23 protein-coding genes are annotated in these 25,334 nt (G+C 73.8%); 11 read left to right on the plus strand and 12 right to left on the minus strand.

The features are described 5' to 3' along the window. Positions 1-308 precede the first annotated feature (308 nt). Both PZB77_RS17410 and PZB77_RS17415 read right to left on the minus strand, forming a co-directional pair. Positions 309-1,730, minus strand: a complete 1,422-nt coding sequence (locus tag PZB77_RS17410; RefSeq protein WP_275493520.1) for an FAD-dependent oxidoreductase — start codon at positions 1,728-1,730, stop codon at positions 309-311. Positions 1,731-1,830: 100 nt separating this feature from the next. Next, complete coding sequence (locus tag PZB77_RS17415) at positions 1,831-2,481, minus strand: rhomboid-like protein (RefSeq protein WP_275493521.1); 651 nt, start codon at positions 2,479-2,481, stop codon at positions 1,831-1,833. A 35-nt stretch (positions 2,482-2,516) separates the two neighbouring features. Here PZB77_RS17415 and PZB77_RS17420 point away from each other — a divergent pair, with 35 nt between their 5' ends. The 4 genes from PZB77_RS17420 to PZB77_RS17435 all read left to right on the plus strand — a co-directional run bounded on the left by PZB77_RS17420 (position 2,517) and on the right by PZB77_RS17435 (position 8,469). Next, complete coding sequence (locus tag PZB77_RS17420; protein WP_275493522.1) at positions 2,517-3,434, plus strand: aminoglycoside phosphotransferase family protein; 918 nt, start codon at positions 2,517-2,519, stop codon at positions 3,432-3,434. Positions 3,435-3,758: 324 nt separating this feature from the next. Then, positions 3,759-7,091 (plus strand): TIM-barrel domain-containing protein, encoded by a 3,333-nt coding sequence (locus tag PZB77_RS17425; protein WP_275496098.1) that lies wholly within the window; start codon positions 3,759-3,761, stop codon positions 7,089-7,091. Positions 7,092-7,204: 113 nt separating this feature from the next. Then, complete coding sequence (locus PZB77_RS17430; protein WP_275493523.1) at positions 7,205-7,684, plus strand: GNAT family N-acetyltransferase; 480 nt, start codon at positions 7,205-7,207, stop codon at positions 7,682-7,684. Positions 7,685-7,767: 83 nt separating this feature from the next. After that, positions 7,768-8,469, plus strand: coding sequence for a pentapeptide repeat-containing protein (locus PZB77_RS17435; RefSeq protein ID WP_275493524.1), 702 nt, complete (start codon positions 7,768-7,770; stop codon positions 8,467-8,469). A 22-nt stretch (positions 8,470-8,491) separates the two neighbouring features. On the opposite strand, the gene PZB77_RS17440 is transcribed toward PZB77_RS17435, so the two are convergent. The 3 genes from PZB77_RS17440 to PZB77_RS17450 form a co-directional block, all read right to left on the minus strand. Further along, the gene (locus PZB77_RS17440) at positions 8,492-8,989 is read right to left on the minus strand and encodes a hypothetical protein (RefSeq protein WP_275493525.1); all 498 of its coding nucleotides are present in this window, start codon (positions 8,987-8,989) and stop codon (positions 8,492-8,494) included. A gap of 100 nt (positions 8,990-9,089) precedes the next feature. Next, entirely contained in the window at positions 9,090-9,749 is a 660-nt protein-coding gene (locus PZB77_RS17445) for a response regulator transcription factor (RefSeq protein WP_275493526.1), read from the minus strand. Then, positions 9,746-11,008, minus strand: a complete 1,263-nt coding sequence (locus PZB77_RS17450; protein WP_275493527.1) for a sensor histidine kinase — start codon at positions 11,006-11,008, stop codon at positions 9,746-9,748. Before PZB77_RS17450 ends, PZB77_RS17445 begins: the two co-directional genes overlap by 4 nt. 417 nt (positions 11,009-11,425) lie before the next feature. Between PZB77_RS17450 and PZB77_RS17455 the strand changes: the two genes are divergently transcribed. Together PZB77_RS17455 and PZB77_RS17460 are read left to right on the plus strand one after the other, a co-directional pair. Then, the gene (locus PZB77_RS17455) at positions 11,426-12,031 is read left to right on the plus strand and encodes a heme-binding protein (protein ID WP_275493528.1); all 606 of its coding nucleotides are present in this window, start codon (positions 11,426-11,428) and stop codon (positions 12,029-12,031) included. Between the two features lie 67 nt (positions 12,032-12,098). Further along, on the plus strand, positions 12,099-13,601 hold the full coding sequence (locus tag PZB77_RS17460) for a M1 family metallopeptidase (RefSeq protein ID WP_275493529.1): 1,503 nt from the start codon (positions 12,099-12,101) through the stop codon (positions 13,599-13,601). Between the two features lie 357 nt (positions 13,602-13,958). On the opposite strand, the gene PZB77_RS17465 is transcribed toward PZB77_RS17460, so the two are convergent. Beyond that, positions 13,959-14,534 (minus strand): TerD family protein, encoded by a 576-nt coding sequence (locus tag PZB77_RS17465; RefSeq protein ID WP_275493530.1) that lies wholly within the window; start codon positions 14,532-14,534, stop codon positions 13,959-13,961. A gap of 263 nt (positions 14,535-14,797) precedes the next feature. Between PZB77_RS17465 and arfB the strand changes: the two genes are divergently transcribed. After that, on the plus strand, positions 14,798-15,223 hold the full coding sequence (gene arfB / locus PZB77_RS17470; RefSeq protein WP_275493531.1) for an alternative ribosome rescue aminoacyl-tRNA hydrolase ArfB: 426 nt from the start codon (positions 14,798-14,800) through the stop codon (positions 15,221-15,223). Positions 15,224-15,294: 71 nt separating this feature from the next. On the opposite strand, the gene PZB77_RS17475 is transcribed toward arfB, so the two are convergent. Beyond that, positions 15,295-15,801 (minus strand): flavin reductase family protein, encoded by a 507-nt coding sequence (locus tag PZB77_RS17475; RefSeq protein WP_275496099.1) that lies wholly within the window; start codon positions 15,799-15,801, stop codon positions 15,295-15,297. Positions 15,802-16,258: 457 nt separating this feature from the next. Here PZB77_RS17475 and cdgB point away from each other — a divergent pair, with 457 nt between their 5' ends. Both cdgB and PZB77_RS17485 read left to right on the plus strand, forming a co-directional pair. Continuing rightward, entirely contained in the window at positions 16,259-17,914 is a 1,656-nt protein-coding gene (cdgB, locus tag PZB77_RS17480) for a diguanylate cyclase CdgB (protein ID WP_275493532.1), read from the plus strand. 142 nt (positions 17,915-18,056) lie between these two features. Continuing rightward, positions 18,057-19,109, plus strand: coding sequence for a CBM35 domain-containing protein (locus PZB77_RS17485; protein WP_275493533.1), 1,053 nt, complete (start codon positions 18,057-18,059; stop codon positions 19,107-19,109). Between the two features lie 119 nt (positions 19,110-19,228). On the opposite strand, the gene PZB77_RS17490 is transcribed toward PZB77_RS17485, so the two are convergent. The 3 genes from PZB77_RS17490 to PZB77_RS17500 all read right to left on the minus strand — a co-directional run bounded on the left by PZB77_RS17490 (position 19,229) and on the right by PZB77_RS17500 (position 21,928). Beyond that, a complete protein-coding gene (locus tag PZB77_RS17490) occupies positions 19,229-19,717 on the minus strand; it encodes a GNAT family N-acetyltransferase (RefSeq protein ID WP_275493534.1) in 489 nt (162 codons plus the stop codon). A gap of 124 nt (positions 19,718-19,841) precedes the next feature. Next, positions 19,842-20,996: an N-acetylglucosamine-6-phosphate deacetylase gene (gene nagA, locus PZB77_RS17495; RefSeq protein WP_275493535.1), complete on the minus strand. Its 1,155-nt coding sequence runs from the start codon at positions 20,994-20,996 to the stop codon at positions 19,842-19,844. Further along, positions 20,996-21,928 carry an ROK family protein gene (locus PZB77_RS17500; protein ID WP_275493536.1) on the minus strand — a complete coding sequence of 311 codons (933 nt, stop codon included), beginning with the start codon at positions 21,926-21,928 and terminating at the stop codon, positions 20,996-20,998. Before PZB77_RS17500 ends, nagA begins: the two co-directional genes overlap by 1 nt. Before the next feature lie 102 nt (positions 21,929-22,030). On the opposite strand from PZB77_RS17500, the gene PZB77_RS17505 reads away from it, so the two are divergent. Further along, positions 22,031-22,387: a DUF3263 domain-containing protein gene (locus PZB77_RS17505; RefSeq protein ID WP_275496100.1), complete on the plus strand. Its 357-nt coding sequence runs from the start codon at positions 22,031-22,033 to the stop codon at positions 22,385-22,387. Between the two features lie 72 nt (positions 22,388-22,459). Here the strand turns inward: PZB77_RS17505 and PZB77_RS17510 are convergent, their stop codons facing one another. Then, positions 22,460-22,915 (minus strand): MarR family transcriptional regulator, encoded by a 456-nt coding sequence (locus PZB77_RS17510; RefSeq protein ID WP_275493537.1) that lies wholly within the window; start codon positions 22,913-22,915, stop codon positions 22,460-22,462. 127 nt (positions 22,916-23,042) lie between these two features. On the opposite strand from PZB77_RS17510, the gene otsB reads away from it, so the two are divergent. After that, on the plus strand, positions 23,043-23,894 hold the full coding sequence (gene otsB, locus PZB77_RS17515; RefSeq protein ID WP_275493538.1) for a trehalose-phosphatase: 852 nt from the start codon (positions 23,043-23,045) through the stop codon (positions 23,892-23,894). A 54-nt stretch (positions 23,895-23,948) separates the two neighbouring features. Here the strand turns inward: otsB and PZB77_RS17520 are convergent, their stop codons facing one another. Continuing rightward, complete coding sequence (locus PZB77_RS17520) at positions 23,949-25,334, minus strand: trehalose-6-phosphate synthase (protein WP_275493539.1); 1,386 nt, start codon at positions 25,332-25,334, stop codon at positions 23,949-23,951.

Consider the following 25,334-nt stretch of genomic DNA (forward strand, 5'->3'; position numbering starts at 1 on the left):
CGACAGGAATCGCGACAGGGATCGCGAGAGGTCGGAGCGCGACAGGGATCGCGGGAGGTCGGAGCGCGAGCGCGGATCGGACACCCGTGCGGCCCTTCACGACCTCCGGCCCCTCACCACCGCCTCCGGCCCCTCACCACCGCCTCCGGCCCCTCACCACCGCCTCCGGCCCCTCACCACCGCCTCCGGCACCTCACCACCGCCTCCGGCACCTCACCACCGCCCTCGGCCCTTCACCCCCGCCCCGGGCACCTCACCATGCCCGGGGCTTACCCCACCGCCCCCGGCACCTGACCACCCCCGGACCTTCAGCGCACCCCCGCGATCCGGTCCGCCACCCGCGCCAGCGGGTCCGAGTCCGCGCGTGAGGTGGCGGTCTCCCGGCGGTCGGCGGCGCGCCGGGCCGCGTCCGCTCCGTGGACGGTGAGCCAGCGCAGCGGTTCGGGCTCCCAGCGGCGGACGCGGTGGTTCACCCACGGCAGCGCGGTCAGGCCGGTCGGGCCCGCCTGGCCGGAGTCCTGCTGGATCAGGTCGCGCAGGGTGCGGGCGGCGAGGTTGGCGGTGGTGACGCCGGAGTCGACGTAACCGCCCGCCCAGCCGAGGCCGGTGGAGCGGTCCAGGCCGACCGACGCGCACCAGTCGCGCGCGGCGCCGGTCACGCCCGACCAGGCGTGGTCGACGGCGGCCCCCGCGGTGGCGGGGAAGAGGCGGACGAGGTGTCCGCGCAGCGCCTCGACGGTCGCGGGCCGGGTGCGCCCGTCGTCGTCGGTGCGCGAACCGTAGCGGTACGGCACGCCGCGGCCACCCAGCGCGATGCGATCGTCGGCGGTGCGTGTGGCGTGCGGGCCGGTGTGGGCCAGGTCGCCGAGGATTTCGCGGCCCTCCCAGCCGAGCGTCTCCCAGAGGGCGGCGGGCAGCGGCTCGGTGACGATCATCGAGGAGTGGAGCGGGATCCAGGTGCGCCGGTGGCCCTTGACGCCGGCGGTGTACCCCTCGGTGCAGCGCAGGACGTACGGGGCGCGGACCGTGCCGTAGGGGGTCACGGCGTGCTTGGGCCGGATCTCGGTGACCGGCGTCGACTCGTGGACGGTGACGCCGAGCGCCTCGACGGCCGCCGCGAGGCCGGTGACGAGCTTCACCGGGTGGAGGCGGGCGCCGTGCGGGGTCCAGGTGGAGCCGACCGCGCCCCTGACCCCGATCCGTCCGGCGGTCTCGCGGGCGCCGCGCAGCACCCGGTCCCGCTCGCCGAAGGCGATCTCGACGGAGTGGTGGTCCTTGAGCCGGGCGAGCTGGGCGGGGGTGTACGCGACGTCGAGGGCGCCGCCCCGGTGGACGTCGGCGTCGATCTTCTCCTCGGTGACGTCCCGGACGACCTCACCGACCGTGTCGTTCATGGCCCGTTGGAGCCGTACCGCCGCGTCGTGGCCGTGCAGTCGCGCGTAACGGTCGCGGCCCGCGACGCCGTTGGAGAGCCGTCCGCCGTGACGGCCGGATGCGCCGTAGCCGCAGAACGCGGCTTCCAGCACGGTGATGTGGAGGAAGGGGACGGCCTTCTTCAGGTAGTACGCCGTCCAGAGCCCGGTGTAACCGCCGCCGACGATGCACACGTCGGCGTGGGTGTCGCCGGGCAGGGGTTCGCGGGGGGCGGGGATGCCCGCCTGTGCGAACCAGAACGATATGCCGCCGTCGGTGGTCTCCCGGCGGGGCTCGGCGGATCTGCCGCTGCTCATGTTGCCTCTGCTGTCCGTGGAGTTGGGGGAGAGAGGGCCGGCGGCGCGGGGTGGCCGCCTCGCCACCCGCCCGGTGCGGTGCGCCGCTCGATGCGGGACGTTACTGCGCCGGGGCCCGTCCCGTCTCGGGGGCCCGCCGGGTCAGCGGGTAGCAGGCCAGGCCGGCGAGGGCCGCCGTGAAGCGGGCGAGGTCGGTGACGTCGGGGCCGGCGCCCAGCGGCACCCCGCAGAAGACGAGGACCCCGAAGGCGTACGCGTACCGCCAGACGCGCGGCAGCCGGTAGGTGAGCACCGCGGCGACGCCCGCGAGGCCTTGATCGGAGGCGTACACCAGGGAGTTGGTGGCCGAGGGGGGTGCGTGGCCGTGGCGTGCGGCCCAGAGCAGGGCGGTCTCGGCGAGCAGTCCGGCGGGCACGTACGCGGCGGCGACCGCGGCGCACCACCGCAGGGTCCCCAGCCAGTGTTCGGCGGGTGCGTGGAAGAGGGTGAACAGCACCGCGCAGAGCACCCAGTGGCCGCCCTGCGGCAGCCACAGCAGGCCGGCGAGGAAGATGCGGAACGGCCGGTCGGCGAGGGCGTCGAGGCCGGTGGGCGCGGGCAGCCGGACGTACTCCTCGGCGGCCGGGAGCAGCGGGCCCAGCAGGTGGGTGGTGACGAGGAGGACCGTCAGCCAGACGTACGTGCCCGGGGCTCGGGCGATCCAGCGGCCGGCCGCGGAGGCGACGGCTGCTGCCGGGCGGTTTCGCTCCATGGTGCCGATTGACGCACGGTCCTACGATCGTCGGCGTGATCGACATCCCCGAAGAGCTGATCGCCACCCAGACCATGTTCCGGGGGGCCGCCGGAAAGGCGTTCACCGATGCTCTCCCCGGGCTCGCCGCCCGCTACCTGCGGGAGTGGGGGCTGCGGACCGACGGGGCGCCGATGTACGGGATGTGTGCCCTGGTCCTGCCGGTCGTCCGGGAGGCGGACGGCCTCCCGGGCGCGCTCAAACTCCAGTTGCTGGACGAGGAGTCGGCGGGGGAGGCGTGGGCACTGCGGGTGTGGGGCGAGGCGGGGGCCGGGACGGTCGCGCTGCTCCGCCACGACCCGGAGACCGGCGCGATGCTGCTGGAGCGCCTGGACGAGAGCCGTCCGCTCTCGGCGGTGCCCGACGCCCGGGAGGCGGTGGGCGTCCTCGCCGAGGTGCTGGCCCGGCTGGTGGCGGTTCCCGCGCCGCAGGGGCTGCGCACGCTGGGGGAGATGGTCGCGCGGATGCTGGAGGAGACGCCCCGGGCGCTCGCGGTCCTCGCCGACGAGCGGGAGCGGCGGCTGGTCGCGGACTGCGCGGCCGCGGTGCGGGAGGTGGCCGGCGAGCCGGGCGACCGGCTGCTCCACTGGGACCTGCACTACGACAACGTGCTGGCCGGCCGCGCCGGCACGGACCGCGCCCACGCGTGGGTCGCCCTGGACCCGAAGCCGCTCGCGGGCGACCCGGGGTTCGAGCTCTTCCCCGCTCTCGACAACCGCTTCGACCCGGCGGAGATCCTCTGGCGTTTCGACGCCCTCAGCGAGGCGCTCGGCCCCGCCTGCGACCGGGAGCGGGCGCGCGCCTGGACCCTGGGCCGGGTCCTGCAGAACGTGCTGTGGCACAGCAGGGAGGGCACGCACACCCTCGCCCCGGACCATGCCGAGATCGCCCGGCGGTTGCTGGGCCGGTCGTAGCGGGCCGTGCGGGTCGTAGCGGGTCGTGCAGGTCGTAGGGGGGCGTGGCGGGTTGCGGACGCGGGCGGGACGGCAGGTCGCAAGCCCGGTGGGGAGCGGTCGGGCCTTCCCCGCGCGGCCGACTCCCGCGCGGGCAGCGGGCCTTCCTCCGCACCCGCACCGAACTGCGTTCATCCGTCGCACCGTTATGGACACCGTGCGGGGGGCCGTGTTCTGCTGCACACCGAGCAGAGATTTTGCAACGTGAGAAAAAGGGTCGGTGCGGCAGGGACGAGCCGCGGGCCGGCGCAGAGGAGAAGGGAGTCGCGTGTGAGAACCGCATCGATGAGCCGGGGCGGCAGCCCACGGCGTGCGCGCCGGAGAGTGGGTGCCGTCGCCGCGCTGGCCGTGGCCGCGTCGACGACCCTGACCGGTACCGCCACCGCCACCGCCACCGAGAGCCACGGCGCCAGGATCCCGACGGTCACCTCCGGGAACGCCCGCTTCGAGATCCTCTCGCCGACGCTCGTCCGTACCGAGTACGCCGGCGACGGCGCCTTCACCGACGCCCCCACCTTCAACGCGATCGGGCGCGACGGGTTCACCCCGACCGCCTACACCGCGCGGACGGAGGACGGGTGGCTGACCGTCCGGACGAGCGCCATGACCCTGCGCTACCGGGTCGGCTCCGGGCCGTTCGACGCGGAGAACCTCTCCGTCCGGCTCGACGCGGGCGAGCGGCCGGTGACCGCAGCCCCCTGGCAGCGGCTCGTCTGCGCGCTGGGCGCGCTCTGCGAGGCGGAGGATCTCCGGCTCGAAGGGCTCGGGACGGCGTCCGACCACCGCGACCACACCGGCGCCGCCTTCGCCGCCGGCTTCGAGGCCACCGGCAGTTCGGTCGCCGCTGACATCGATGTCAAGGCAGCCGGGAGCTACCGCTTCGCCCTGAAGTACGCCAACTCCACCGGCGGCGACGGCAAGACGGAGACCCGCACCCTCTCGCTCTCCGTGGACGGCGGTGCGCCGCGGAAGGTGGAGCTCCCCGCCACCGCGAACTGGGACACCTGGGCCGAGGCCACCGCCCAGGTGGAGCTGGGCGCGGGGCAGCACACCGTCGCGCTGACCCGGACCGCCGCGGACTCCGGCTCGGTGAACCTCGACAGCGTCGCCCTGCTCCGCGCGGACGACGACACCTACCCCTCCGCCACCACCACCGCCATCAAGGACTGCCGTTTCGGGACGAGTTGCGAGGCGGAGTCCGCCCGGATCGCCGGCACGGCCACCGGTGCACTGGACCACCCGGGGTACGCGGGCCACGGCTTCGTCGCCGAGCTCAACCAGCACGCGAGCCTGACCACGCACCTGGTCGGCGTCCCCGCCGACGGCGTCTACACGCTCCGGGTGCGGTACGCCAACGGGCAGGGCGGCGACGGCCTGCACCGGACGCGCACCGCCTCCGTGACGAGCACCGGCACGGACGTGACGAGCGGCGGCAGGGACCTGACGAGCACCGGCCCGGACGTGACGAGCGCCGGCCCGGACTCCGCCCCCGGCTCCACCGCCACCCTGGAGCTGCCCGCCACGAAGGACTGGAACGACTGGCAGGAGGCGGCGGTCCCGGTCAGCCTCCGGGCGGGCGCCAACGACATCACCCTGGGCTGCCCCGACCCGGCCAGCTGCCACGTCAACGCCGACACCCTCTCCGTGGCCTCCCCGGAGTCGGCCGCCCCGCAGCCGCACCTCGCGCTCGGCGGGTACCGCCGTGGTCTGGACGGCGTCTCCGGCCAGGGCAACGACCCCGTCACCACGCCGGGCCTGCTCAGCCGGGACGGCTGGTACCTCCTCGACGACACCCCGTCCGCCCTGTACGACCCGGAGTCGAAGAAGGTCCGCCCCCGTCCCGCCCGGGGCGGTGCTCCCTACCAGGACGGTTACCTCTTCGGGTACGGCCACGACTACAAGCGGGGCCTCACCGACCTGGCCACCCTGACCGGACCGCCCGCCCTGCTGCCCACCTGGGCCTACGGCGTCTGGTACTCCGAGTACATCGACCGGACGGCCGCCGACTACCAGGACGAGATCCTGCCCGCCTTCCGCGCGGAGGGGGTCCCGCTCGACGTCCTGGTGACCGACACCGACTTCAAGGCCGGTGACACCTGGCGCGGTTGGGAGATCGACCCGGCCAAGTTCCCTGACGCGAAGGGCTTCTTCGACTGGTCCGAGGCGCAGGGACTGCACAACACGCTCAACACGCACCCGAGCATCCAGGGCTCCGACCCCCAGTTCGCGCGGGCCCAGGCGACCGCCAGGGGCAAGCTGGTCAAGGGCGGTTGCCGTGCCGACTGCTACGTCTTCGACTTCGGTGACGCGGACCAGCTCAGGGCGTACATGGATCTGCACCGGACCATGGACGAGCAGGGCGTCGACTTCTGGTGGCTCGACTGGTGCTGCGACGCCTCGCAGTCCTCGCTCGCCGGCGTGACCCCGGACGCGTGGATCAACCAGCAGTACGCCGACGACTCCGCCCGGGCCGTCGGCCGGGGCTTCGTCCTCTCCCGTGCCTACGGCTCGCTCCAGGCCGGCGGGTACAGCGGCCAGCAGGCCCTGCCGACCGGCCCCTGGGCCGACAAGCGCTCCACCGTCCACTTCACCGGCGACACCGCCTCCACCTGGGGCACCCTGCGCTTCGAGGTCGGCTACACCCCGGGTGAGTCCGCGGCGACCGGCATGGCGTCGATCACCCACGACATCGGCGGCCACAACGACACGACGGGTCTGCCCGGTGCGGAGGAGGGCACCCACAAGCTCCCCGACGACCTGTACGCCCGGTGGGTTCAGTTCGGCACCTTCCAGCCCGTCGACCGCCTGCACAGCAACCACAGCGACCGGCTGCCGTGGCAGTACGGCCCCGCGGCCCGGAAGTCCGCCGACGCCTTCCTCAACCTCCGCGAGAACCTGGTGCCGTACACCTACACCCTCGCCGAGGAGGCGAACCGGACCGGCGTACCGATCGTCCGCCCCGCCTACCTGGAGTACCCCGAGGAGCAGGCGGCGTACGCGGCCGCCGGCAGCGAGTACTTCTACGGCTCCGACGTCCTGGTCGCCCCGGTGACCACCCCCGGTGAGTCCGCCACCACCCCGGTCTGGTTCCCGCCGGGCCGGTGGACCGACTACTTCACCGGCGCGACCTACACGGGCGGGGAGGGCGGCACCACGCGGGACGTCACCACCACCCTCGACACGATGCCCGTCTTCATCAGGTCCGGCGGCATCATGCCGACCCGCAGCGAGAACGTCACCGACAACGCCCGCAATCCGCTGACCGACGTCACCCTCTCCGTCGCCGCCGGCGCCTCCGGTTCGTACACGCTGTACGAGGACGACGGCACCACGGCGACGGGGAAGGTCCGGAGCGCCACGACGGCCGTCTCCTACCGGGAGAAGGGCTCGCTCAGGACCGTGACCGTCGCCGGGACCAAGGGCTCCTACGACGGCCAGGTGAAGAACCGCCGCTGGACCCTCTCCCTCCTGGGCACCACCCACGCCCCCACCGAGGTGACCGCACGCGGCAAGCGGCTCGCCCGCGACGCGTACACCTGGGACGAGGCGACCGGCGTGCTCACCGTCACGCTCCCGAAGCAGTCGGTGCGCACACCGGCCGTGGTGACCGTGCGGTAGCCGGTAGCCGGAATCCGGCACCCGGAAGGCGGTGGGGCGGTGGGGCGGGGGCCCACCGCCGCCCGCACCCGTCCGGGTGCGGGCCCTCCACCCGCCGCGTCTACGCTGCCCCCATGATTCGTACCGCCACCGCAGCAGACGTCCCCGCCCTCCACGCCATGGTCCGTGAGCTGGCCGCGTACGAGAAGGCGCTCGACGAGGTGCGGGCCACCGAGGCCCAGTTGCACGAGGCCCTCTTCGGTGAGCGGCCCGCCGCCTACGCCCACGTCGCCGTCTCCGACGAGGACGGCGAGACCGTCGGCTTCGCGCTGTGGTTCCTCAACTTCTCCACCTGGCGCGGTGTCCACGGCATCTACCTCGAAGACCTCTACGTGCGCCCCGAGCGCCGCGGCGGCGGCCACGGCAAGGCCCTGCTGACCGAGCTCGCCCGGATCTGCGTGGACCGGGGGTACGGCCGCCTGGAGTGGTCGGTGCTCGACTGGAACACCCCCTCCATCGCCTTCTACGAGTCCCTCGGCGCCCGCCCGCAGGACGAGTGGACCGTCTACCGGCTCACCGACGACGCGCTGGGGCGGCTGGGCGGCGTGCGGTAGCCGACCCCGTCGGCGGTCTGGCCCGGGACGGCCGACCGCCGTGCGGACGCGTGGCTGTCGGACGCGTACGACACGATGGGCGCATGGCAACGAGCGCGGGCAGGGGCAGGGGCAGGACCACCGGCAAGCCGAAGGACGTGGCACCGGCGAGACGGCCGCAGGTGCGGCTGCCACCGCTCGTCCCGTACGCGGACGCCGGGCTGGAGGCGGACGGGGACTACGACGGGCTGCGGTTCGAGGCCGTGGACCTCGCCGACCAGTCGGGGCGCGGCGCCCGGTTCATGGACTGCGCGCTGGACGGCTGCGCCCTGGACCGTACGGAGCTGGTGCGGGCCCGCTTCCTCGACTCGGTGCTGACCGGCGTGCGGGGTGTGGCGACCGAGCTGGCCGAGGCGTCGCTGCGCGACGTGGAGATCGTGGACGCACGGCTCGGCGGGGTGCAGATGCACGGGGCGGTGCTGGAGCGCGTGGTGGTGCGCGGCGGGAAGATCGACTACCTCAACCTGCGCGCCGCCCGCCTCACCGACGTCGTCTTCGAGGGCTGCGTGCTCGCCGAACCGGACTTCGCGGACGCCCGGCTGGTACGGGTGGAGTTCCGCGACTGCGTGCTGCGGCGGGCCGACTTCACCAACGCCACCATGGATGCGGTGGATCTGCGGGCCGCCGCCGAACTGGACATCGCCCGGGGTGTGGAACGCCTGGCGGGCGCGGTCATCAGCCCGGTGCAGCTGATGGAGCTGGCCCCGGCGTTCGCGGCGCAGATCGGGGTGCGGGTGGAGGCGTGAGACCGGTTGGACCCCCCCGCGCTCAGACGCGGGGGAAGCGCGCCTGGAGGTCCCAGATCACCGGGTTGTCGGCGAGTCCGTCGTGCAGGTCCGAGAGGTCGGCGATCAGGTCCTGGAGGAAGTCGCGGGCCTCGCGGCGCAGCAGGGAGTGGCCGAAGGTGAGCGGCGGCTCGTCGGCGGCCATCCAGTCCGCCTCGATGTCCACCCATCCGAAGCGGCGGGCGAAGAGCATGCGGTCGGCGGACTCGGTGAAGTCCAGCTCGGCGAAGTGCTCGCGGCTGGAGCGGTTGCCGCGCGGGTCCTTGTCCAGCTGCTCGACGATGTCGCAGAGCGCCCACGCGAAGTCGAGCACCGGCACCCATCCCCAGGCCGTGGAGACTTCGCGGTCCGCCTTGGTGTCCGCGAGGTACACGTCACCGGAGAACAGGTCGTGCCGCAGCGCGTGGACGTCCGCGCGGCGGTAGTCGGTCTGCGGCGGGTCGGGGAAGCGACGGGAGAGGGAGTAGCCGATGTCGAGCACGGTTCGATGGTGTCATGCCCGGGGCGGGCGCCGGTACGGACGGCCGCCCGGACCGGGGTGACCTGCGGCACCGGCCGGGCGCCGGGCCGGCCGCCCCGGTTCAGGGCAGCAGGCGTTCCTCGTTGGCTTTGGCGACCGCTCCGGCACGGGTCTCGACGCCGAGCTTGTCGTAGATGCGTCCCAGGTGGGTCTTGACCGTCGCCTCGCTGATGAAGAGCGCGCGGGCGATGTCCCGGTTGCCGAGCCCCCGGGCGAGCTGCCCGAGGATGTCCCGCTCGCGGTCGGTGAGGACGGGCGCGGGCGTACGCAGGCGGGCCATCACCCGGTCCGCGACGGGCGGCGAGAGCGTGGTGCGGCCCACCGCGGCGGCCCGGATCGCGGCGAACAACTCCTCGGGGCGCTCCGCCTTCAGCAGGTAGCCGGTGGCTCCGGCCCCGATCGCCCGTGTGATGTCGGCGTCGGTGTCGTACGTCGTGAGGACGAGGACGTGCGGCGCCGGCCCGCGTTCTTCCGCGCCGTCTCCGGCCGCGTGGGCGGTGATCCGGCGGGTGGCTTCGACGCCGTCGATGCCGGGCCCGAGCTGGAGGTCCATCAGGACGACGTCCGGGGCGAGCCGGGCGGCCAGTACCACCGCCTCCTCGCCGCTGCCGGCTTCGGCCACGACGTCGAGGTCCGGTTCGCTGCCGAGGAGGGCGAGCAGCCCGGCGCGCACGACGGCGTGATCGTCGCAGACCAGGACGCGTACGGTACGGCGGTTCATCCGGACTCCTGTGGGGTGACGGGTTCCCGCGTGAGGGCGGACCGGGTGCCCGGCAGCGGGATCTCCGCCGACAGCACGGTGCCCTCGCCGGGGGACGACTCGATGGTCAGCCGTCCGCCGAGCTGCCGTACCCGGGCGCGTATCGCGGGCAGCCCGTGACCGCGGCCGGACACGGTGCCGTCGGGTGCTCCGCCCGCCGCCGGGCCGTCCGTGGCGAAGCCGCGACCGTCGTCCGCGACGTCGAGGACGACCCGGTCGTCGAGGTGGGTGAGGGTGAGCCCGGCGGTGGCCGCACCGGCGTGCTCGGTGACGTTGGCCAGCGCGCCCTGGGCGATGCGCAGCAGCGCCGACTGCACCCGGTCCGGCAGGGGGCTCCGCGCGGATCCCTCCACGTGGCAGCGCACGGCCGGCCCGCCCGTCGCGGTGGTCCGGGCGGCGAGCGCGCCGAGGGCCGCCTCCAGCCCTTCGCCCGCCGCGAGGTCGGCCGGTGCCAGGTCGTGGACGAAGCGCCGGGCCTCGGCGAGGTTGCGGGCCGCGATGCCGGCCGCCGTACGGACGTGGGCGCGGGCGGTGCCCGGCTCGGTCTCCCAGGTGCGGTCGGCCGCCTGGAGCAGCATCCGCTGGCTGGAGAGACCCTGCGCGAGGGTGTCGTGGATCTCCATGGCGAGCCGCTGGCGCTCGGCGAGGGTGCCCTCGCGGCGTTCGGTCGCGGCCAGTTCGCGCCGGGTCAGGACCAGGTCGTCGATGAGTTGGCGCTGGCGTACGGCGAGTTCCTGCTGCCGGTCGGCCTGGCGGCGTACGTGGACGAGCACGGCGGTCGCCACGGCGGCGACGGCGGGCGGCGCCAGCACGAGGTTGGGGTCGAAGCCGGTCGCCAGCCGCAGCTGTGCGGCCACCACGAACGCGGTGAGCAGGGTGACCAGGACGAGTGCGGCGCGGGGCGGGAGCAGTCGCAGCCCGGTGGAGAAGAGCGGTACGGCGCACCACGCGAAGCTCGGCGCCAGGACGACCAGCACCATCCAGACGGCGACGAGCCCCGCGAGCCAGGCGAACCGGCGCGGGGTGGGCCGCGAGCCGAGCACCGGGCCGAGGGCGTACACGAGGGCGAGGGCGGCGGAGAGCCCGACGATCCACGGCGTCCGGGCCTCCCCGGGATGGCGCATCAGGAACCGGGTGAGCGAGGCGCCCAGCAGCAGGAAGAAGGCGGCGTGCAGCAGCAGCGCCAGCCACCGGGCATCGGGGTCCGGGGTGTGCGCCACGGACGATCCGGGTCCGCGCGGGTCCGCCGCGAGCCTCTCCGCCGGGCTCTCCCGCCCCGGGACGTCGTGCGCCGGGCCGTCGTGCGCCGGGCCGTCGCGCTCCGGTTCCCCGTGCGCCGGGCCGCCTCTCCGCCGCACCGTCCACCTGCCTCGCGCTCGCTGCCCTCGGTGCTCCCGGCCGTGTGCGGCGGCTCGTGCCGCCTACGCCGTGAGCTGGGCGGATGCGCCCATGCCCTCCATGGTGGCCCGGGCGGGCCACCCCCGCATCAACCGATCGGCCGACAGCGGGGTCCACCGGGTGGCACCGCGGTGCGAGCCGGTCCGACGACCGTACGGGCCGGGTTCCGGCCGGAGCATCGATACAGGAGCGCCACCGCCGACCGGCCGGGCGCCACGATCCCCCCGGAGGAACCCGCCATGAACGTCACTCCCCCCGTCACCCCCACCCCCTCGTCCTCCGCTCCCACCGGCCGCGGGTTCTCGCTGCGGGCCCGGGTCCTGACCGGCGCGGTGGCCGTCGCCGCACTGGGGGCGGGCACGTTCGGCGCGGTCTCCGCCAGCGCCTCGGCTCCCACGTCGTCGGCCGCCGCCGTCTCGGCCGACACCGCGGACCGGAATCTCCGGCAGAGCACCCACCTCACCGTCGCCGCCGCCACGAAGGCCGCGCAGGCCGTGCTCGACGCCGCGCGGAAGGAGAACCAGCGGGTCTCGGTCGCGGTCGTCGACCGCGACGGCACCACGATCGTCAGCCTGCGCGGCGACGGCGCCGGGCCGCAGGCGGCCGCCTCCGCCGAGAGGAAGGCGTACACGGCGGTCTCCTGGAACGCCCCGACCTCCGAGCTGGTCGAGCGCCTGGACGGGGCCCCCACGCTGAAGGACATCCCCGGCACGCTCTTCCTCGCGGGCGGCGCCCCGGTCCGGGCCGAGGGCGCCCCCGTCGCGGCGGTCGGTGTCGCCGGCGCCCCGAGCGGCGACCTGGACGAGAGGTTCGCCCGCGCGGGGGTGGCCGCCCTCACCCGGTGACCGCGGCCCCCCACCCGCCCCGCGCGGTACCCGGCCCGCCCCGTGCTCGGTACATAGGATCGGCGCCGTGAAACCGCGCCTCCCCGTACGCCGACGGCCCTCCCGACTACGGTTCCCGGCCCGCCCCGGCCGTGCCGCCGCATCCCTGCTCGCCTGCGCCGTTCTCGGTTCCACCGCGTCGGCCTGCACGGGCGGGGGCGCGGAGGCGGGGGCCGGGGCGACCGGGACACCGGGTGCGGCCGGGGTGGGCGATCCGTACTTCCCGAAGCTCGGGAACGGCGGGTACGACGTCACCCACTACGACCTCCGGCTCGCCGTCGACCGGAGCGCAGACCGCCTGACGGGTACGGCGACGATCACCTCCCGGGCCACCCAGGACCTGAGCGCCTTCGACCTCGACCTCCTCGGGCTCGACGTCGCCGGGGCCACCGTCGAGGGGCGGCCCGCCGCCGTGAGGCGGACGGGCGGCGAACTCGTCCTCCGCCCCGACGCGGAGGTGGCCGACCACCTCCGCGGGGGCCGGACCTTTACGACGGTCGTGCGCTACTCCGGGGCGCCCCGCACCCTGACGGACGCGGACGGCTCCCGCGAGGGCTGGGTGCGGACGGCGGACGGGGCCGTCGCCCTCGGCGAACCGGCGGGCGGTCCGGCCTGGTTCCCCGGCAACCACCACCCGAGCGACAAGGCGACCTACACCGTCGCGGTCACCGTCCCCGAGGAGCTGACAGCCGTCTCCAACGGCGAACTCACCTCCCGCCGCACCGGCGGCGCTCCTGGTTCCCGCACCACCACGTACACCTGGCGCACCGCCCAGCCCATGGCGAGCTACCTCGCGACGGTCGCGATCGGCCGCTTCCGTACGAAGGAGTCGCGCACCGGCGACGGCCTCACGGTGTTCACGGCCGTCGACTCCGAGGTGGCCGCCGAGGCGGAGCCCCGACTCGCCCGGATTCCGGAGATCGTGGCGTGGGAGGCCGGGAAGTTCGGTCCCTACCCGTTCCGTTCGACGGGCGCGATCGTCGACCGGGCGGAGGATTCCGACTACGCCCTGGAGACCCAGAACCGGCCTTACTACCCGGGGCCGCCGACACCCGGGCTGCTCGTCCACGAGATGGCGCACCAGTGGTTCGGTGACTCCGTCACCCCGGCCGACTGGCGGGACATGTGGCTGAACGAGGGGTTCGCGACGTACGCGGAGTGGCTCTGGAGCGAGGAGAAGGAGGGCGTGCCGGCGGAGCGGAGCTTCGACGAGGCGTACGCCGACGACGCGAACTGGGCCTTCCCGCCCGCCCGCCCCCCGGATGCCACCGACCTCTCGCAGCCCCCGGTGTACGGGCGCGGCGCCATGGTCGTGCACCGGCTGCGCCGCGCGGTCGACGACGACGAGGCGTTCTTCGCGCTGCTCGCGGGGTGGACGGGGGCGCACCGCTACGGCAACGCCTCGACGGCCGACTTCACGGCCTACGCGGAGAAGGCGACGGGCCTGGATCTCTCCCGGCTCTGGTCGGTCTGGCTGTACGGCGACGGCCGCCCGGAGGACCCGGCGGCACCGGACCTGCCCGCCCGCTGAGGGACTGCCCGCCTGCTGAGAGACCGCCCGCCCGCTGAGGGACTGCCCGCCCGCCGCAGGGCCCGCCCGCGTGCTGAGGGACCGCCCGCCCGCCGGAGGGCGCGTCCCCGCACACCGGAGAGCCGCCCGCACGCCGGAGAACGCGCCCGTACGCCGGGAGACGCTCCCGCACGCCGGAGCACGCGCCCCGTACGCCGGACGCCGCGCCGCGCGGAGAAGAGCCCTCGCGCGGCGCAGGGCCCCGGCCGCGTGTGCGGCCGGGGCCCTGCGCTCGGGTCCCACCCATCCGGCGTCGGAGGGCTGCCGTCAGGCTGCCGCCCCGGTGTGCGCCGGGCGCGCGGGATGTGGCGCGCTCGGTCAGAGGTTGACGCCGAAGTCCTGCGCGATGCCGCGCAGACCCGAGGCGTAGCCCTGGCCGACCGCGCGGAACTTCCACTCGGCGCCGCTGCGGTAGAGCTCGCCGAAGACCATGGCGGTCTCCGTGGCGGCGTCCTCGCTGAGGTCGTACCGGGCGATCTCGGTGCCGCCGGCCTGGTTGATGATGCGGATGAAGGCGTTCCGCACCTGGCCGAAGTTCTGGCTGCGGTTCTCGGCGTCGTAGATCGAGACCGGGAAGACGATCTTGTCCACGTCGGCCGGCAGGCCCGCCAGGTTGACGTTGATCTGCTCGTCGTCGCCCTCGCCCTGGCCCGTGACGTTGTCACCGGTGTGGACGATGGTCTGGTCCGGCGTCGACTTGTTGTTGAAGAAGACGAAGTGGCCGTCGGAGACGACCTTGCCCGTCGGGTTGACCGCGATCGCCGAGGCGTCGAGGTCGAAGTCGGTGCCGGTGGTGGTGCGGACGTCCCAGCCGAGGCCGACCGTGACGGCGGTCAGGCCCGGTGCCTCCTTGGTGAGCGAGACGTTGCCGCCCTTGGACAGGCTTACTGCCATGGGAAGTCCCTTTCCTCGTCGTGTGCGGGCTTCGTGCCATCACGAAAGCTACCGTCACCCGTCCTAACGCGAGGGGGAGGCCACGAGGTTCCAGGTCCCTTTACTTTCTTTGCCGAACTTTCGTCCCGGTACGTCCCCACGGCCACGGGGCACCGTACTCAGGGGGTACATACCACCTGAAAACACCCTCCTGGCCTCCCTGCCCCCGGACCGCCGTCAAAAGAAGGTGACGGGCGGTCCGGGGGGCGGGGAGACTGGGTGTCATGTCCGGGCCCTATGTCATCCGCGGTGCGGTCTCCCTGCCGGAGGCCGAGCTCATGTGGCGTTTCTCGCGGTCCTCCGGGCCCGGGGGGCAGCACGTCAACACCAGCGACACCCAGGTGGAGCTGCGCTTCGACCTCGCCGCGACCGACGCGCTGCCCGAGGTGTGGAAGGACCGCGCGCTGGAGCGGCTGGCGGGACGCTTGGTCGACGGCGTGGTCTCCGTACGCGCCTCGGAGCACCGCTCCCAGTGGCGCAACCGCGAGACGGCCGCCGTACGGCTGGCGGCCCTGCTGGCGGAGGCGACGGCGCCGCCGCCCGCGCCGCGCCGCAAGCGCAAGATCCCGCGGGGGATCAACGAGCGCCGGCTGCGGGAGAAGAAGCAGCGGGGCGACACCAAGCGGGGCCGCTCCGGCCGCGACTGGTGAAACGGTCCGGCCGGAGCCGGGTGACGGGGGCGGTCCGGCCGTCCGGCCGGCGGGGCCGTGAGCGCCGGACCTCAGCCCAGCGTCCGGTAGTTCCCCTTGAAGTACAGCAGTGGCTCGCCGTCGCCCGTCGGCAGTGCTGCGGTGAGCACCCGCCCGATCACCAGGGTGTGGTCGCCGGCCACCACCCGCTGCTCGGTACGGCACTCCAGCGTCGCGAGCGCCCCGTTCACCAGCGGTGCCCCGGAGACCTCGCCGCGTACGTGCGGGAGGTCCGCGAAGAGCAGCCGGTCGCTGATCCGGCCCTTCATCGAGAACCGGGACGCGATCTGCCGCTGCCCGGCCGCCAGGACGGAGACGGCCCAGAGCGGCTGCTCGGCCAGCAGGTCGTCCATGCGGGAGTCGTTGCGCAGGCTCACCAGCACCAGGGGCGGGTCGAGCGACACCGAGAGGAAGGCGGTCGCGGTCATCCCCGCCTCCTCGCCCCGCTCGTCCGGGTCGTCGGTCGGCTCCTCGGCGGTGACCAGCACCACACCTGCGGCCAGCCGCGCGAGAGCGGCCCGGAACTCGTCGTTGCTCACCCCCTCAGCATGGGGGACGGCGTCGGGGCGTGGGGTGGGGGTCTTCGTCTGGGGCACACGGGCACGCTAGCCGCGGCGGGTGCGGGCCCGCATCGGGCCAGGGGACCAGCCGCGACCTAGGTCTCCGGGCCGAGAAGGTGCATAGCCCACGTATTGCCCTGCGGATCCCCCGCGTATCCGCGCACGTATCCGCCTGCGTGCCCTCCCGCGCATCAGTACGGCCCCGTCCCGCCGGGAGAGTCCGGGTGCGCCGGGCGTGCGCCGGAGCGGATGGGACACCATGGGGAATGATCTGACATACCTTCACGTTCTGTTGTGACATGACTCACAGAGAGCGATATTTGTTGACCCTGTGTACCGGCCGCACAGCTCACTGTGATTCAGTGGCGAGGACACTGCGATAAGTACGTCGATATGACATCTGGAGTTGCTGTCGAGGTCTCGGGGAGAGCGAGCAATGGAGGCCGAGTCGGAGCCCTACGTCCGTCTTGCGACCATGCGGCAGCTGCACCAGGCCGTCGCTGATCTCAATTCGGCGCGCAGTCTTGCCGACACGCTGCAGACCGTGGCGGACGGAATCGTCAACGGTCTCGGCTACGAGCTGGGTTGTGTGAATCTGGTCCAGCCGGACGGTGACCTCGTCGTGGCCGCCTTCGCGGGCAACAACGCCGCCGAGGCGCTCATCACCGGCCGCACCGGCTCCCGCGACGCCTGGGAGCGCCGGCTGAACATGGGCGAGGCGTGGGAGGACCTGCGGTTCATCCCGTACACCGAGGGCTGGGTCCTCCTCGACGACGACGTCCCGCAGTGGCACACCGAGGGTCCCGAACCGCGCTTCGAGGACGAGTGGCACCCGTTGGACCGCCTCTACGCCCCGATGTACGCCAACAGCAACGGCCGGGACTCCCGGGACCGGCGCGACCTGCTCGGGGTGCTCTCCGTGGACCGCCCGCGCAACGGCCGCCGCCCCGGCGCCTGGGGCCGGGAGGCGCTGCGGATGTACGCCTCGCAGGCGGCGATAGCGATAGGCAACGCCCGCCTCCGCGCCAACATGCAGCGCGCTCTGGTCCGCCTCGAACGCGAGCAGCAGGCGCTGAGGGCCAGCGAGGAATCGTTCCGCCAGGCCTTCGAGTACGCGCCCAGCGGGATGGCCATCGCGGAGGTGGGCGGCGAGCAGCACGGGCGGCTGCTCCGCACCAACGACGCGCTCTGCCGGCTGCTGGGCCGCCCGGCCTCGGTGCTGCGGCGCCACTCCTTCGCCGATCTGGTCCACCCCGAGGACATCGGCACCCTGCTCCGTACGTCCGCCGAGGGCGGCCGGGCCGAGCTGCGGCTCGGTCGGCGGGACGGCACCTACCTCTGGGTCTCGCTCCGCAACTCCGTCGTCGCGGACACCGCCGACGGGCCGCGTTTCCTCCTCACGCACGTCGAGGACATAGAGGAGCGCAAGCGGCACGAGCTGAACCTCGCGCACCGCGCCTCGCACGACGCCCTCACCGGCCTGCCCAACAGCGCGGAGCTCCGCTCCCGGCTCAGTGAGCGGCTCTGCGAGCGCCCGCACGCCGCGGCGGCCACCGCGATCGAGGCGCTCGACGCGGCGTACGGCGACGGGGAGGCCCGGGGGCACGGCTACGACCTCGATCCGGGGTCCGGCGGGATCCCGTACGACCACCACGTCCACACGGCGGCGCCGGACCCGGCGCGCGACGACGGGGCGAAGGGCCTCGCGGTCCTCTTCTGCGACCTCGACGGCTTCAAGTCCATCAATGACCGGTTCGGCCACACCACGGGTGACGAGGTGCTGATCGAGGTGGCGCGCCGTCTCAGCCAGTGCGTGCGCGACGGGGACACGGTCGCCCGGCTCGGGGGTGACGAGTTCGTCGTGCTCGCCGACGGGCTCGGCGCCGCGGACGCCGCCGACCTGGCGGTGCGGCTGCGGAACGCGATCATCCCGCCCATCCGGGTGGACGGCAGGGCGGTCCGGGTCGGTGCGAGTTTCGGCATCGGCTGGGCGGAGTGCGGGATGAGCGTGGAAGAGGTCCTGGCCTCGGCGGACCAGCGGATGTACGTGGAGAAGCGGTCGCGGGCGAAGGTTCACCGCAGGGCCGGATGACGTTCACGCGCCGGTTCCCGGCCCCTCGCCGTACGGGGCGCGGGCGGCCGGCGGTGACCGCCTCACCGTCGGCGGATGCTCCGTACGAGGTAGGCTCGCCCGGTCGGCGACGGCTGGCGACATGGTGAGGAGTGACCCAGGGATGACGGCCGGAAACAACGGCGAGAGCAAGCCCGAGGACGACGATCCGTTCGGCTATCTGTACGCGGACGGGCAGGCGGCAGGCGCCCAGGCGCCCGGGCAGGGCGGCTACGGCTACCCGGGACCGGCCGCCCAGCCGGGGGTGCCCCGGACCTCCTACAACCAGGTGCGGGCCGTCGGAGAGCGTCAGTACGGGCAGGTGCCGCAGCAGTACGGCCAGCCGCAGCCGCCCTACGGTCAGCAGCCCTCCCAGCAGCCTTACGGTCAGCAGCCCTACGGCCAGCCCCAGCAGCAGCCCTACGGCCGCCCCCACACCCAGTACGCGGCTCCGGAGACGCTCCCCGGCGGTGCGTCCGCCGTGACGGCGTCCGGTTCGGTCGGCCACGGGGGCGGTGGTTCGGGACGGGCCGGCAACGGCGGCCACGGCGGGCGGGGCGGCCCCAACACCAAGGCCATTCTCGGTGGCGCGATCGCGGTCGTCGCGGTGGTGCTGATCGGTATCACCGCCGCCCTGACCACGGGCGACGACGCCGACGGGAACGACAAGAAGAACGAGGCGTCGGCCTCGTCGTCCCCCAGCTCCGACACCGGCGGTTCCGCGTCGCCCAAGCCCACGGGACCGGCCGAGCCGGCCGAGCTGCCGAAGCAGGACGCGGCGGCGCTCACCCTCGGTGGTACGGCCGCCGTGGAGAACTCCGTCAAGGGTGCCGAGGGGACGAACGAGTCGTACGTCGCCGGGTTCAACCAGGTCGGTTCGTCGGTGACCTGGCAGGCGAAGATGGAGAACGGGGGCTCGTACCGCCTGACGGTGCGGTACGCGATCCCCGCCGCGGACGCCGATGCCACGCTGACGGTGAACGGGAAGCAGAACACGCAGCCCATCGGGCTGAAGAACTTCATCAGCTCGTCCGACCCGGACCTGGCCAAGAACTGGCAGACCACGTGGGCCCCGGTCACCCTGCAGAAGGGCGAGAACGAGATCAAGCTGTCGTGCGAGACCGGTAACCAGTGCAACGTCATCCTCGACTGGGTCGAGGTCACCGCGTCTTCCTGACGTACCCGTGTCAAGAAGCCCCCTGCCCCGGAGATCCCGCGATCCGGTGAGATCCCGGCAGGGGGCTTCCGCACGGCCGGGGAGCCGCGGGAGCCGTGGGGCGGGTGGCGCGGACGGTCTCAGAGCCTCAGGTGCATGATGTGCAGCCCGACGTACCCCTCCTTCGGATGGCGGAAGCCCTCCGGCAGGGTGCCGATGACCTCGAACCCGAGGGAGCGGTAGAGCGCCACGGCGTGGACGTTGGTCTCCACCACCGCGTTGAACTGCATCGCGCGGTACCCCTCGGCGCGCGCCCACTCCACGCTGTACGCGCACAGCGCGCGGCCCACGCCCCGTCCGGAGTGCGCCGGGTCGACCATGTAGCTGGCGCCCGCTATGTGCGAGCCGTTGCCCTGGTGGTTGCGGTTCATCTTGGCGGTGCCGAGCACCCTCCCTGCTCCGTCCACGGCGACCACCGTGCGGTAGGGGCTCGGCAGCAACCACCAGTCGCGGCCCTGCTCTTCGTCGAGGTCGGTCGGAAAGGTGAAGGTCTCCCCGGCGGCGACGACGGTGTGGAAGAAAGGCCAGATGGCCGGCCAGTCCTCTGCGGTGGCTTCCCTGATCAGCATGGGAACAGCGTCGCGCACGGTCGCGGCGCCGCCAACGGTGTTTCGCGGTCAGCGATGTTCCGTCACCGGTACGGGTGGTGCGGGTGTGCGGCGCGCGCCGCGGGCGTGGACGCGCGCCCCCGGCTCACGCCCCCTTGGGCTCGACGACCCACTCGCCCTTGCGCATGACGCCCTTGAGGGCGAACGCCTCGTCCAGCACCACCAGGTCGGCGTCCTTGCCGGTCTCCAGCGAGCCGATCCGGTCGTAGAGGCCGAGCAGCCGGGCCGGGTTGACGGAGATCGAGCGGACGACGTCCTCGACGGGAATGCGGTCGATCGTGACGGCCCGCCGGAACGCGGTGTCCAGGGTGAGCGTGGAGCCGGCGATCGAGCCGCCCTCCACCAGCCGGGCCACCCCGTCCTCGACATCGACCGCGAGGGGGCCGAGCTGGTACCGCCCGTCGCCGAAGCCGGCCGCGTCCATCGCGTCGGTGATCAGCGCGACCCGGGCGGCGCCCGCGTGGTGGTAGGCCATCTCCAGCGCCGCCGGGTGCAGATGGGTGCCGTCGTTGATCAGCTCGACGGTGATCCGCTCGTCCTCCAGCAGGGCCGCGATCGGGCCGGGGGAGCGGTGGCCGAGGGCGGGCATCGCGTTGTAGAGGTGGGTCGCGACGGTGGCGCCCGCGTCGATCGCCTCGACGGTCTGCTCGTAGCTGGCGTCGGTGTGGCCGATCGCGGCGATGACGCCCTGGTCGGCGAGGAGCCGCACCGAGTCGAGTCCGCCGGGGAGTTCGGTGGCCAGCGTCATCATCTTCGCGGTGCCGCGCGCCGCCTTGAGCAGGGCACCGACGGCGGCCGGGTCGGGATCGCGCAGCAGCCCCTCGCTGTGCGCGCCCTTGCGGCACGGGGAGATGAAGGGGCCCTCGAAGTGGATGCCGGCGATCTCGCCCTGTTCGGCCAGTTCGGAGAGGACCCCCGCCCAGCGGCCGAGGAATTCCAGGCTGTCGGTCACGGTGGAGGCGACGACCGTGGTGGTGCCGTGCTCGCGGTGCGTCCGTACGCCCGTCAGTACCTGGTCCACCGAGCCCGCGGTGAAGGACGCGCCGCCGCCGCCGTGGTTGTGCAGGTCCACGAAGCCGGGGACGACCCAGTGGCCGGTCAGGTCGATGGTCCGGGCGTCCTCGGGCGCCCCGTCGGCGATCCGTGTGCCCGTGACGGCCAACCGGCCGTTCTCCTCCGTGCCCCCGGGCCGTACGACCCGGGCACCGGTGAGAACTGTGCTGTCTGCGCGTCCGGCCATCAGACGGATACCTCCGTGGCGAGTAGATCCCAGGCGAGCAGCCCCGCGCCCAGGCATCCGGCGGTGTCCCCGAGGGCCGCCGGGACGATGTGGGGCAGCTTCTGGAACGTGACGCGTTCCTCGACGGCCGCACGCAGTGGTACGAACAAGGTTTCCCCCGCCTCGGCGAGACCGCCACCGATGATGAGCGTGCGCGGGTCCAGCAGGGTGATCGCGGTGAGGAGCCCGGCGGCCAGGGCGTCGACGGCGTCGGCCCAGACGCGCAGGGCGGCCGGATCGCCCGCCTCCACGGCCCGCGCGCAGTCCGCCGCGTCCTGTGCGGGGTCGCCGCAGGCGGCGGCCCAGGCGCGGCTGACGGCGGCGGCGGAGGCGAGTGTTTCCAGACACCCGCGCTGGCCGCAGCCGCACTCCGGGCCGTCCGGCCGGACCACGACGTGCCCGATCTCGCCGGCGTTGCCGTGCGCACCCGCCTCGATGACCCCGTCGATGCCGATCGCCCCGGCGATGCCGGTGCCCAGCGCGAGGAAGAGGAAGCGGTCGGTGCCGCGTCCGGCCCCGCCGCGGCCCTCGGCGAGCCCTCCGGTACGGACGTCGTGGCCGAGCGCGACGGGGATGGAGCCGAGCCGTTCGCCGAGCAGGTCGCGCAGCGGCAGGTCGCGCCAGCCGAGGTTGGCGGCGTAGACCGCGATGCCCCGCTCGGCGTCGATGATGCCGGGGACGGCCACCCCGGCCGCGACCGCGGCTTCGCCGAAGTGCTCCTCGCCGTACGCGCGCAGCTCGGCGGCGAACGCGAGGATGGTCTCGACGACCGCTTCGGGACCGCGTTCCCGGTCGGTGGCCCGCCGCGCCTCGTGCAGGAGGGTGCCGTCGGCTCCGACCAGTGCGGCCTTCATTCCTGTGCCGCCCACATCGAGGGCGATGACATGTCTCACGGGGGACAGTTTCGCCCGCCGGGCCCAAAAGGTCTAGTCCACTATTCCGCTTTGTTTCGTGTGCATACAAAAAGGTGCGGGGGCCGTGGCGGCCCGGTGGCACTGTCCGGGGTGCGCGTTAGGTTGGTCGACATGACCGCCCCCGAGAACGGAAACGGAACCGCCGACGACGAGCCCACCCCCGCCGACGCGAGCGACGGGGGCGCCGGCGGTGCGGATGGCGGCGCGGACGGCGGCACTCTATCCGGCCGGGACCGCGCACTGCTGGCCCTGGAGCGGCGTTCGTGGGCGGGCCCCGGGGCGAAGGAACGGGCCATCCGCGAGGAGCTGGGACTCTCGCCGGTGCGCTACTACCAGCTGCTGAACGCCCTGATCGGCGACCGCCGCGCCCTCGCCGAGGACCCCGTGACCGTCAACCGCCTGCGCCGCGTACGGGAGGCCAGGCGGGAGCGGCGCTGAAGCGGTGGCCCGGGCCGTAACGTCCGGCGCCGGTCACCCGCACGAGCTACCGGTACGCGGCTCCGCGCGGATTCACGGCCGGGGCCAGGGCCGCCCCGACAGCCGCTCGATGTCCGTGTTGAACCGTTTGAGGTAGCCGGCGAAGGTCTCCACGTCCTCCCGGGACCACGCGTCCATCACCTGCCCGAGCCCGCTCGCGTTCTTCTCCCGCTCCTCGTCCAGGCGCTGCGCACCCGCCGCCGTGATCCGGAACTTGCGGGCCATGCCCCCCGACGGGTCCGGGATGCGCTCCACCAGCCCGGCGTGCATCGCGGCGGCGGTCTGCCGGTTGAGGGTGGACGCGTCGAGCCCGAAGGCGTCGCTCAGTTCCTTGATGGACATCGGGCCCTGGACGCGGATGCGACTGAGCAGGACGTAGGCGCTCCGCTCCAGTACGTCGTCCTTGCGTCGTCCGTTCGCGGTGCGCAGGAAGATGTGGCGGCTGAGCAGCATCTGTTCGTACTCGACCTGGTGGATGGGGTCGTCCATGCGTCTCGCTCCTCGTCACAGTCCCTCGGTCCGAGCGTACGGGGCCGCCGCCGGGGCCGGGCCCCGGGCCGGGGCACCGGCGGGAGCGGCCTCGGCACGGCCGCCCCTCCCCCGTTAGGGTCGGAGCATGGGCAGCCAGAAGAACCACGTGCCGACTCCGACCACCGAGGCGGGCCGCGCCGGCCTCGCCGCGATCCTGGCCGATCCGGGCCGCGCCGTCGTGGCGGTCGACTTCGACGGCACCCTCGCCGACATCGTGCCCGACCCCGAGCAGGCCCGGGCCCACGCCGACGTGCTTCCCGCACTCGCCGCGCTCGCCCCGAAGGTCGCCTCCGTCGTGGTGATCACCGGCCGTCCCGCCGCCGTCGCGGTCGCGCACGGCGGTTTCGCGGGGGTTCCCGGCCTGGAGCACCTGGTGGTGCTCGGCCACTACGGCGCCGAGCGCTGGGAGGCGGGCTCGGGCGAGGTGGTCGCGCCACCGCCGCACCCCGGCCTCGCCGCGGTCCGCGCGGAACTTCCGGCCCTGCTGGACGGGCCGGCGACCCTGCTGGGCACGTGGGTGGAGGAGAAGGGGCAGGCGGTCGCGGTCCACACCCGCCGTGCCGCCGATCCGCAGGCCGCCTTCGAGCTGCTGCGCGAGCCCCTCAACCGGCTCGCCGACCGCCACGGGCTGATCGTCGAGCCGGGCCGCCAGGTGCTGGAGCTGCGTCCGCCCGGGGTGGACAAGGGCGTCGCGCTCACCGCGTACGCGGCCGAGGTGGGGGCCGGGTCGCTCCTCTACGCGGGCGACGACCTGGGTGACATCGCGGCCTTCGCGGCCGTCGAGAAGCTGCGCTCGGGCGGTCCGGGCGCGGTGCCGGGCCTGCTGGTGTGCAGCGGGGGCGCCGAGGTGCCGGAGCTCGCCTCGCGCGCCGACCTGATCGTGCCCGGTCCGGCCCAGGTCGCGGCGCTGCTGGCCGCGGTGGCCGCGAGCGTCTGAGAACGGGAGGGCCTCACCCGCGGCCGGCGCCGGGAGGGGTGAGGCCCTCGGGGATCACCCCTCCCGCAGCGCGTCCAGCTGCTGGAGGAACCACTCCTGCGGCGGCAGCGCGGTGGCTGCCTCGGCGAGCCGCGCCGACCGCTCGGCCCGCTCCGTGTCGTCCATGGTCAGTGCCTCGTGCAGGGCCTCGGCCGTGGCGCTGACGTCGTACGGGTTGACCACCAGCGAGTCGGCGCCCAGCTCCTCGTACGCGCCGGCCTCCCGGGAGAGCACCAGGGCGACCCCGTGGTCGGAGACGACCGGGACCTCCTTGGCGACCAGGTTCATGCCGTCTCGGATGGGGTTGACCAGGGCCACGTCGGCGAGCCGGTAGGCGGCCAGCGAGCGGGCGAAGTCGTCCCTCACGTGCAGGACGACCGGCGTCCAGGTGTCGGAGCCGTACGCCTTGTTGATCTCGTCGGCCAGCTCCCGCACCGCTGCCGTGTACTCGCGGTAGACCGCGAGGTCCTGGCGCGAGGGGTAGGCGAAGGCGACGTGCACGACGCGTTCGCGCCACTCGGGGTGGTTGTCGAGGAGGGCGCGGTAGGCGTGCAGCCCGCGCACGATGTTCTTGGACAGCTCGGTGCGGTCCACCCGGACGATCGTCTTGCGGCTGCCGTCGCCACCGATCTGCTCGCGCAGCGCGGCCATCCGCTCGTCCACGTCCGGTTCGTGCGAGCGGGCGAGCAGGAAGTCGCCGTCCGCGCCCAGGCCGTGCACACCGATGCGCGTCCCACTCGTGCCGCCGAGGATCTCGGTGCAGCAGCCGATGAAGGCGTCCGCCCAGCGGCGGGTGAGGAACGCCGCCCGGTCCGCGCCGAGGATGCCGCGCAGCAGCTGCTCGCCGATGTCGTCCGGCAGCAGCCGGAAGTAGTCCACCGGCGCCCACGGGGTGTGCGAGAAGTGGCCGATGCGCAGGTCGGGCCGGAGCTCGCGGAGCATCCCGGGGACCAGCGCCAGGTGGTAGTCCTGCACCAGCACGGCGGCGCCCTCTCCCGCCTCCTCGGCCAGCGCCTGGGCGAAGGCCCGGTTGTACGTCTCGTACGCGGCCCACTGGCGCCGGAACTCGTCGTCGAAGACCGGCTCCACCGGGGTCTGGTAGAGGAGGTGGTGGACGAACCAGAGCACGGAGTTGGCGATGCCGTTGTACGCGTCGGCGTGCACCGAGGCGTCGATGTCGAGCATCCGGACGCCCTCTTCGCCGACCCCGCGGCGGACCGCCTCGCGGTCGCCGTCGCCGAGTGCGGCGCAGACCCACATCTTGTCGTCGACGGCGCTCAGCCCGGAGACGAGCCCGCCCCCGCCCCTGCGCGCGTCGAGGGAACCGTCCTTGTTCAGCGTGTACGAAACGGGGCCGCGATTGGACGCGACGAGAACCTGGGCGGCGTGCTCGGAGACCAT

It is taken from the genome of Streptomyces sp. AM 2-1-1 (assembly GCF_029167645.1).
GTDB lineage: Bacteria > Actinomycetota > Actinomycetes > Streptomycetales > Streptomycetaceae > Streptomyces.

Bases quoted from the DNA above. Each gene is read 5' to 3' on its own strand.
- PZB77_RS17410 (WP_275493520.1), bottom strand. From the start codon at position 1,730: ATGAGCAGCGGCAGATCCGCCGAGCCCCGCCGGGAGACCACCGACGGC.
- PZB77_RS17415 (WP_275493521.1), bottom strand. From the start codon at position 2,481: ATGGAGCGAAACCGCCCGGCAGCAGCCGTCGCCTCCGCGGCCGGCCGC.
- PZB77_RS17425 (WP_275496098.1), top strand. From the start codon at position 3,759: ATGAGCCGGGGCGGCAGCCCACGGCGTGCGCGCCGGAGAGTGGGTGCC.
- PZB77_RS17430 (WP_275493523.1), top strand. From the start codon at position 7,205: ATGATTCGTACCGCCACCGCAGCAGACGTCCCCGCCCTCCACGCCATG.
- PZB77_RS17435 (WP_275493524.1), top strand. From the start codon at position 7,768: ATGGCAACGAGCGCGGGCAGGGGCAGGGGCAGGACCACCGGCAAGCCG.
- PZB77_RS17445 (WP_275493526.1), bottom strand. From the start codon at position 9,749: ATGAACCGCCGTACCGTACGCGTCCTGGTCTGCGACGATCACGCCGTC.
- PZB77_RS17455 (WP_275493528.1), top strand. From the start codon at position 11,426: ATGAACGTCACTCCCCCCGTCACCCCCACCCCCTCGTCCTCCGCTCCC.
- PZB77_RS17465 (WP_275493530.1), bottom strand. From the start codon at position 14,534: ATGGCAGTAAGCCTGTCCAAGGGCGGCAACGTCTCGCTCACCAAGGAG.
- arfB (WP_275493531.1), top strand. From the start codon at position 14,798: ATGTCCGGGCCCTATGTCATCCGCGGTGCGGTCTCCCTGCCGGAGGCC.
- cdgB (WP_275493532.1), top strand. From the start codon at position 16,259: ATGGAGGCCGAGTCGGAGCCCTACGTCCGTCTTGCGACCATGCGGCAG.
- PZB77_RS17485 (WP_275493533.1), top strand. From the start codon at position 18,057: ATGACGGCCGGAAACAACGGCGAGAGCAAGCCCGAGGACGACGATCCG.
- PZB77_RS17490 (WP_275493534.1), bottom strand. From the start codon at position 19,717: ATGCTGATCAGGGAAGCCACCGCAGAGGACTGGCCGGCCATCTGGCCT.
- nagA (WP_275493535.1), bottom strand. From the start codon at position 20,996: ATGGCCGGACGCGCAGACAGCACAGTTCTCACCGGTGCCCGGGTCGTA.
- PZB77_RS17510 (WP_275493537.1), bottom strand. From the start codon at position 22,915: ATGGACGACCCCATCCACCAGGTCGAGTACGAACAGATGCTGCTCAGC.
- otsB (WP_275493538.1), top strand. From the start codon at position 23,043: ATGGGCAGCCAGAAGAACCACGTGCCGACTCCGACCACCGAGGCGGGC.
- PZB77_RS17520 (WP_275493539.1), bottom strand. From the start codon at position 25,334: ATGGTCTCCGAGCACGCCGCCCAGGTTCTCGTCGCGTCCAATCGCGGC.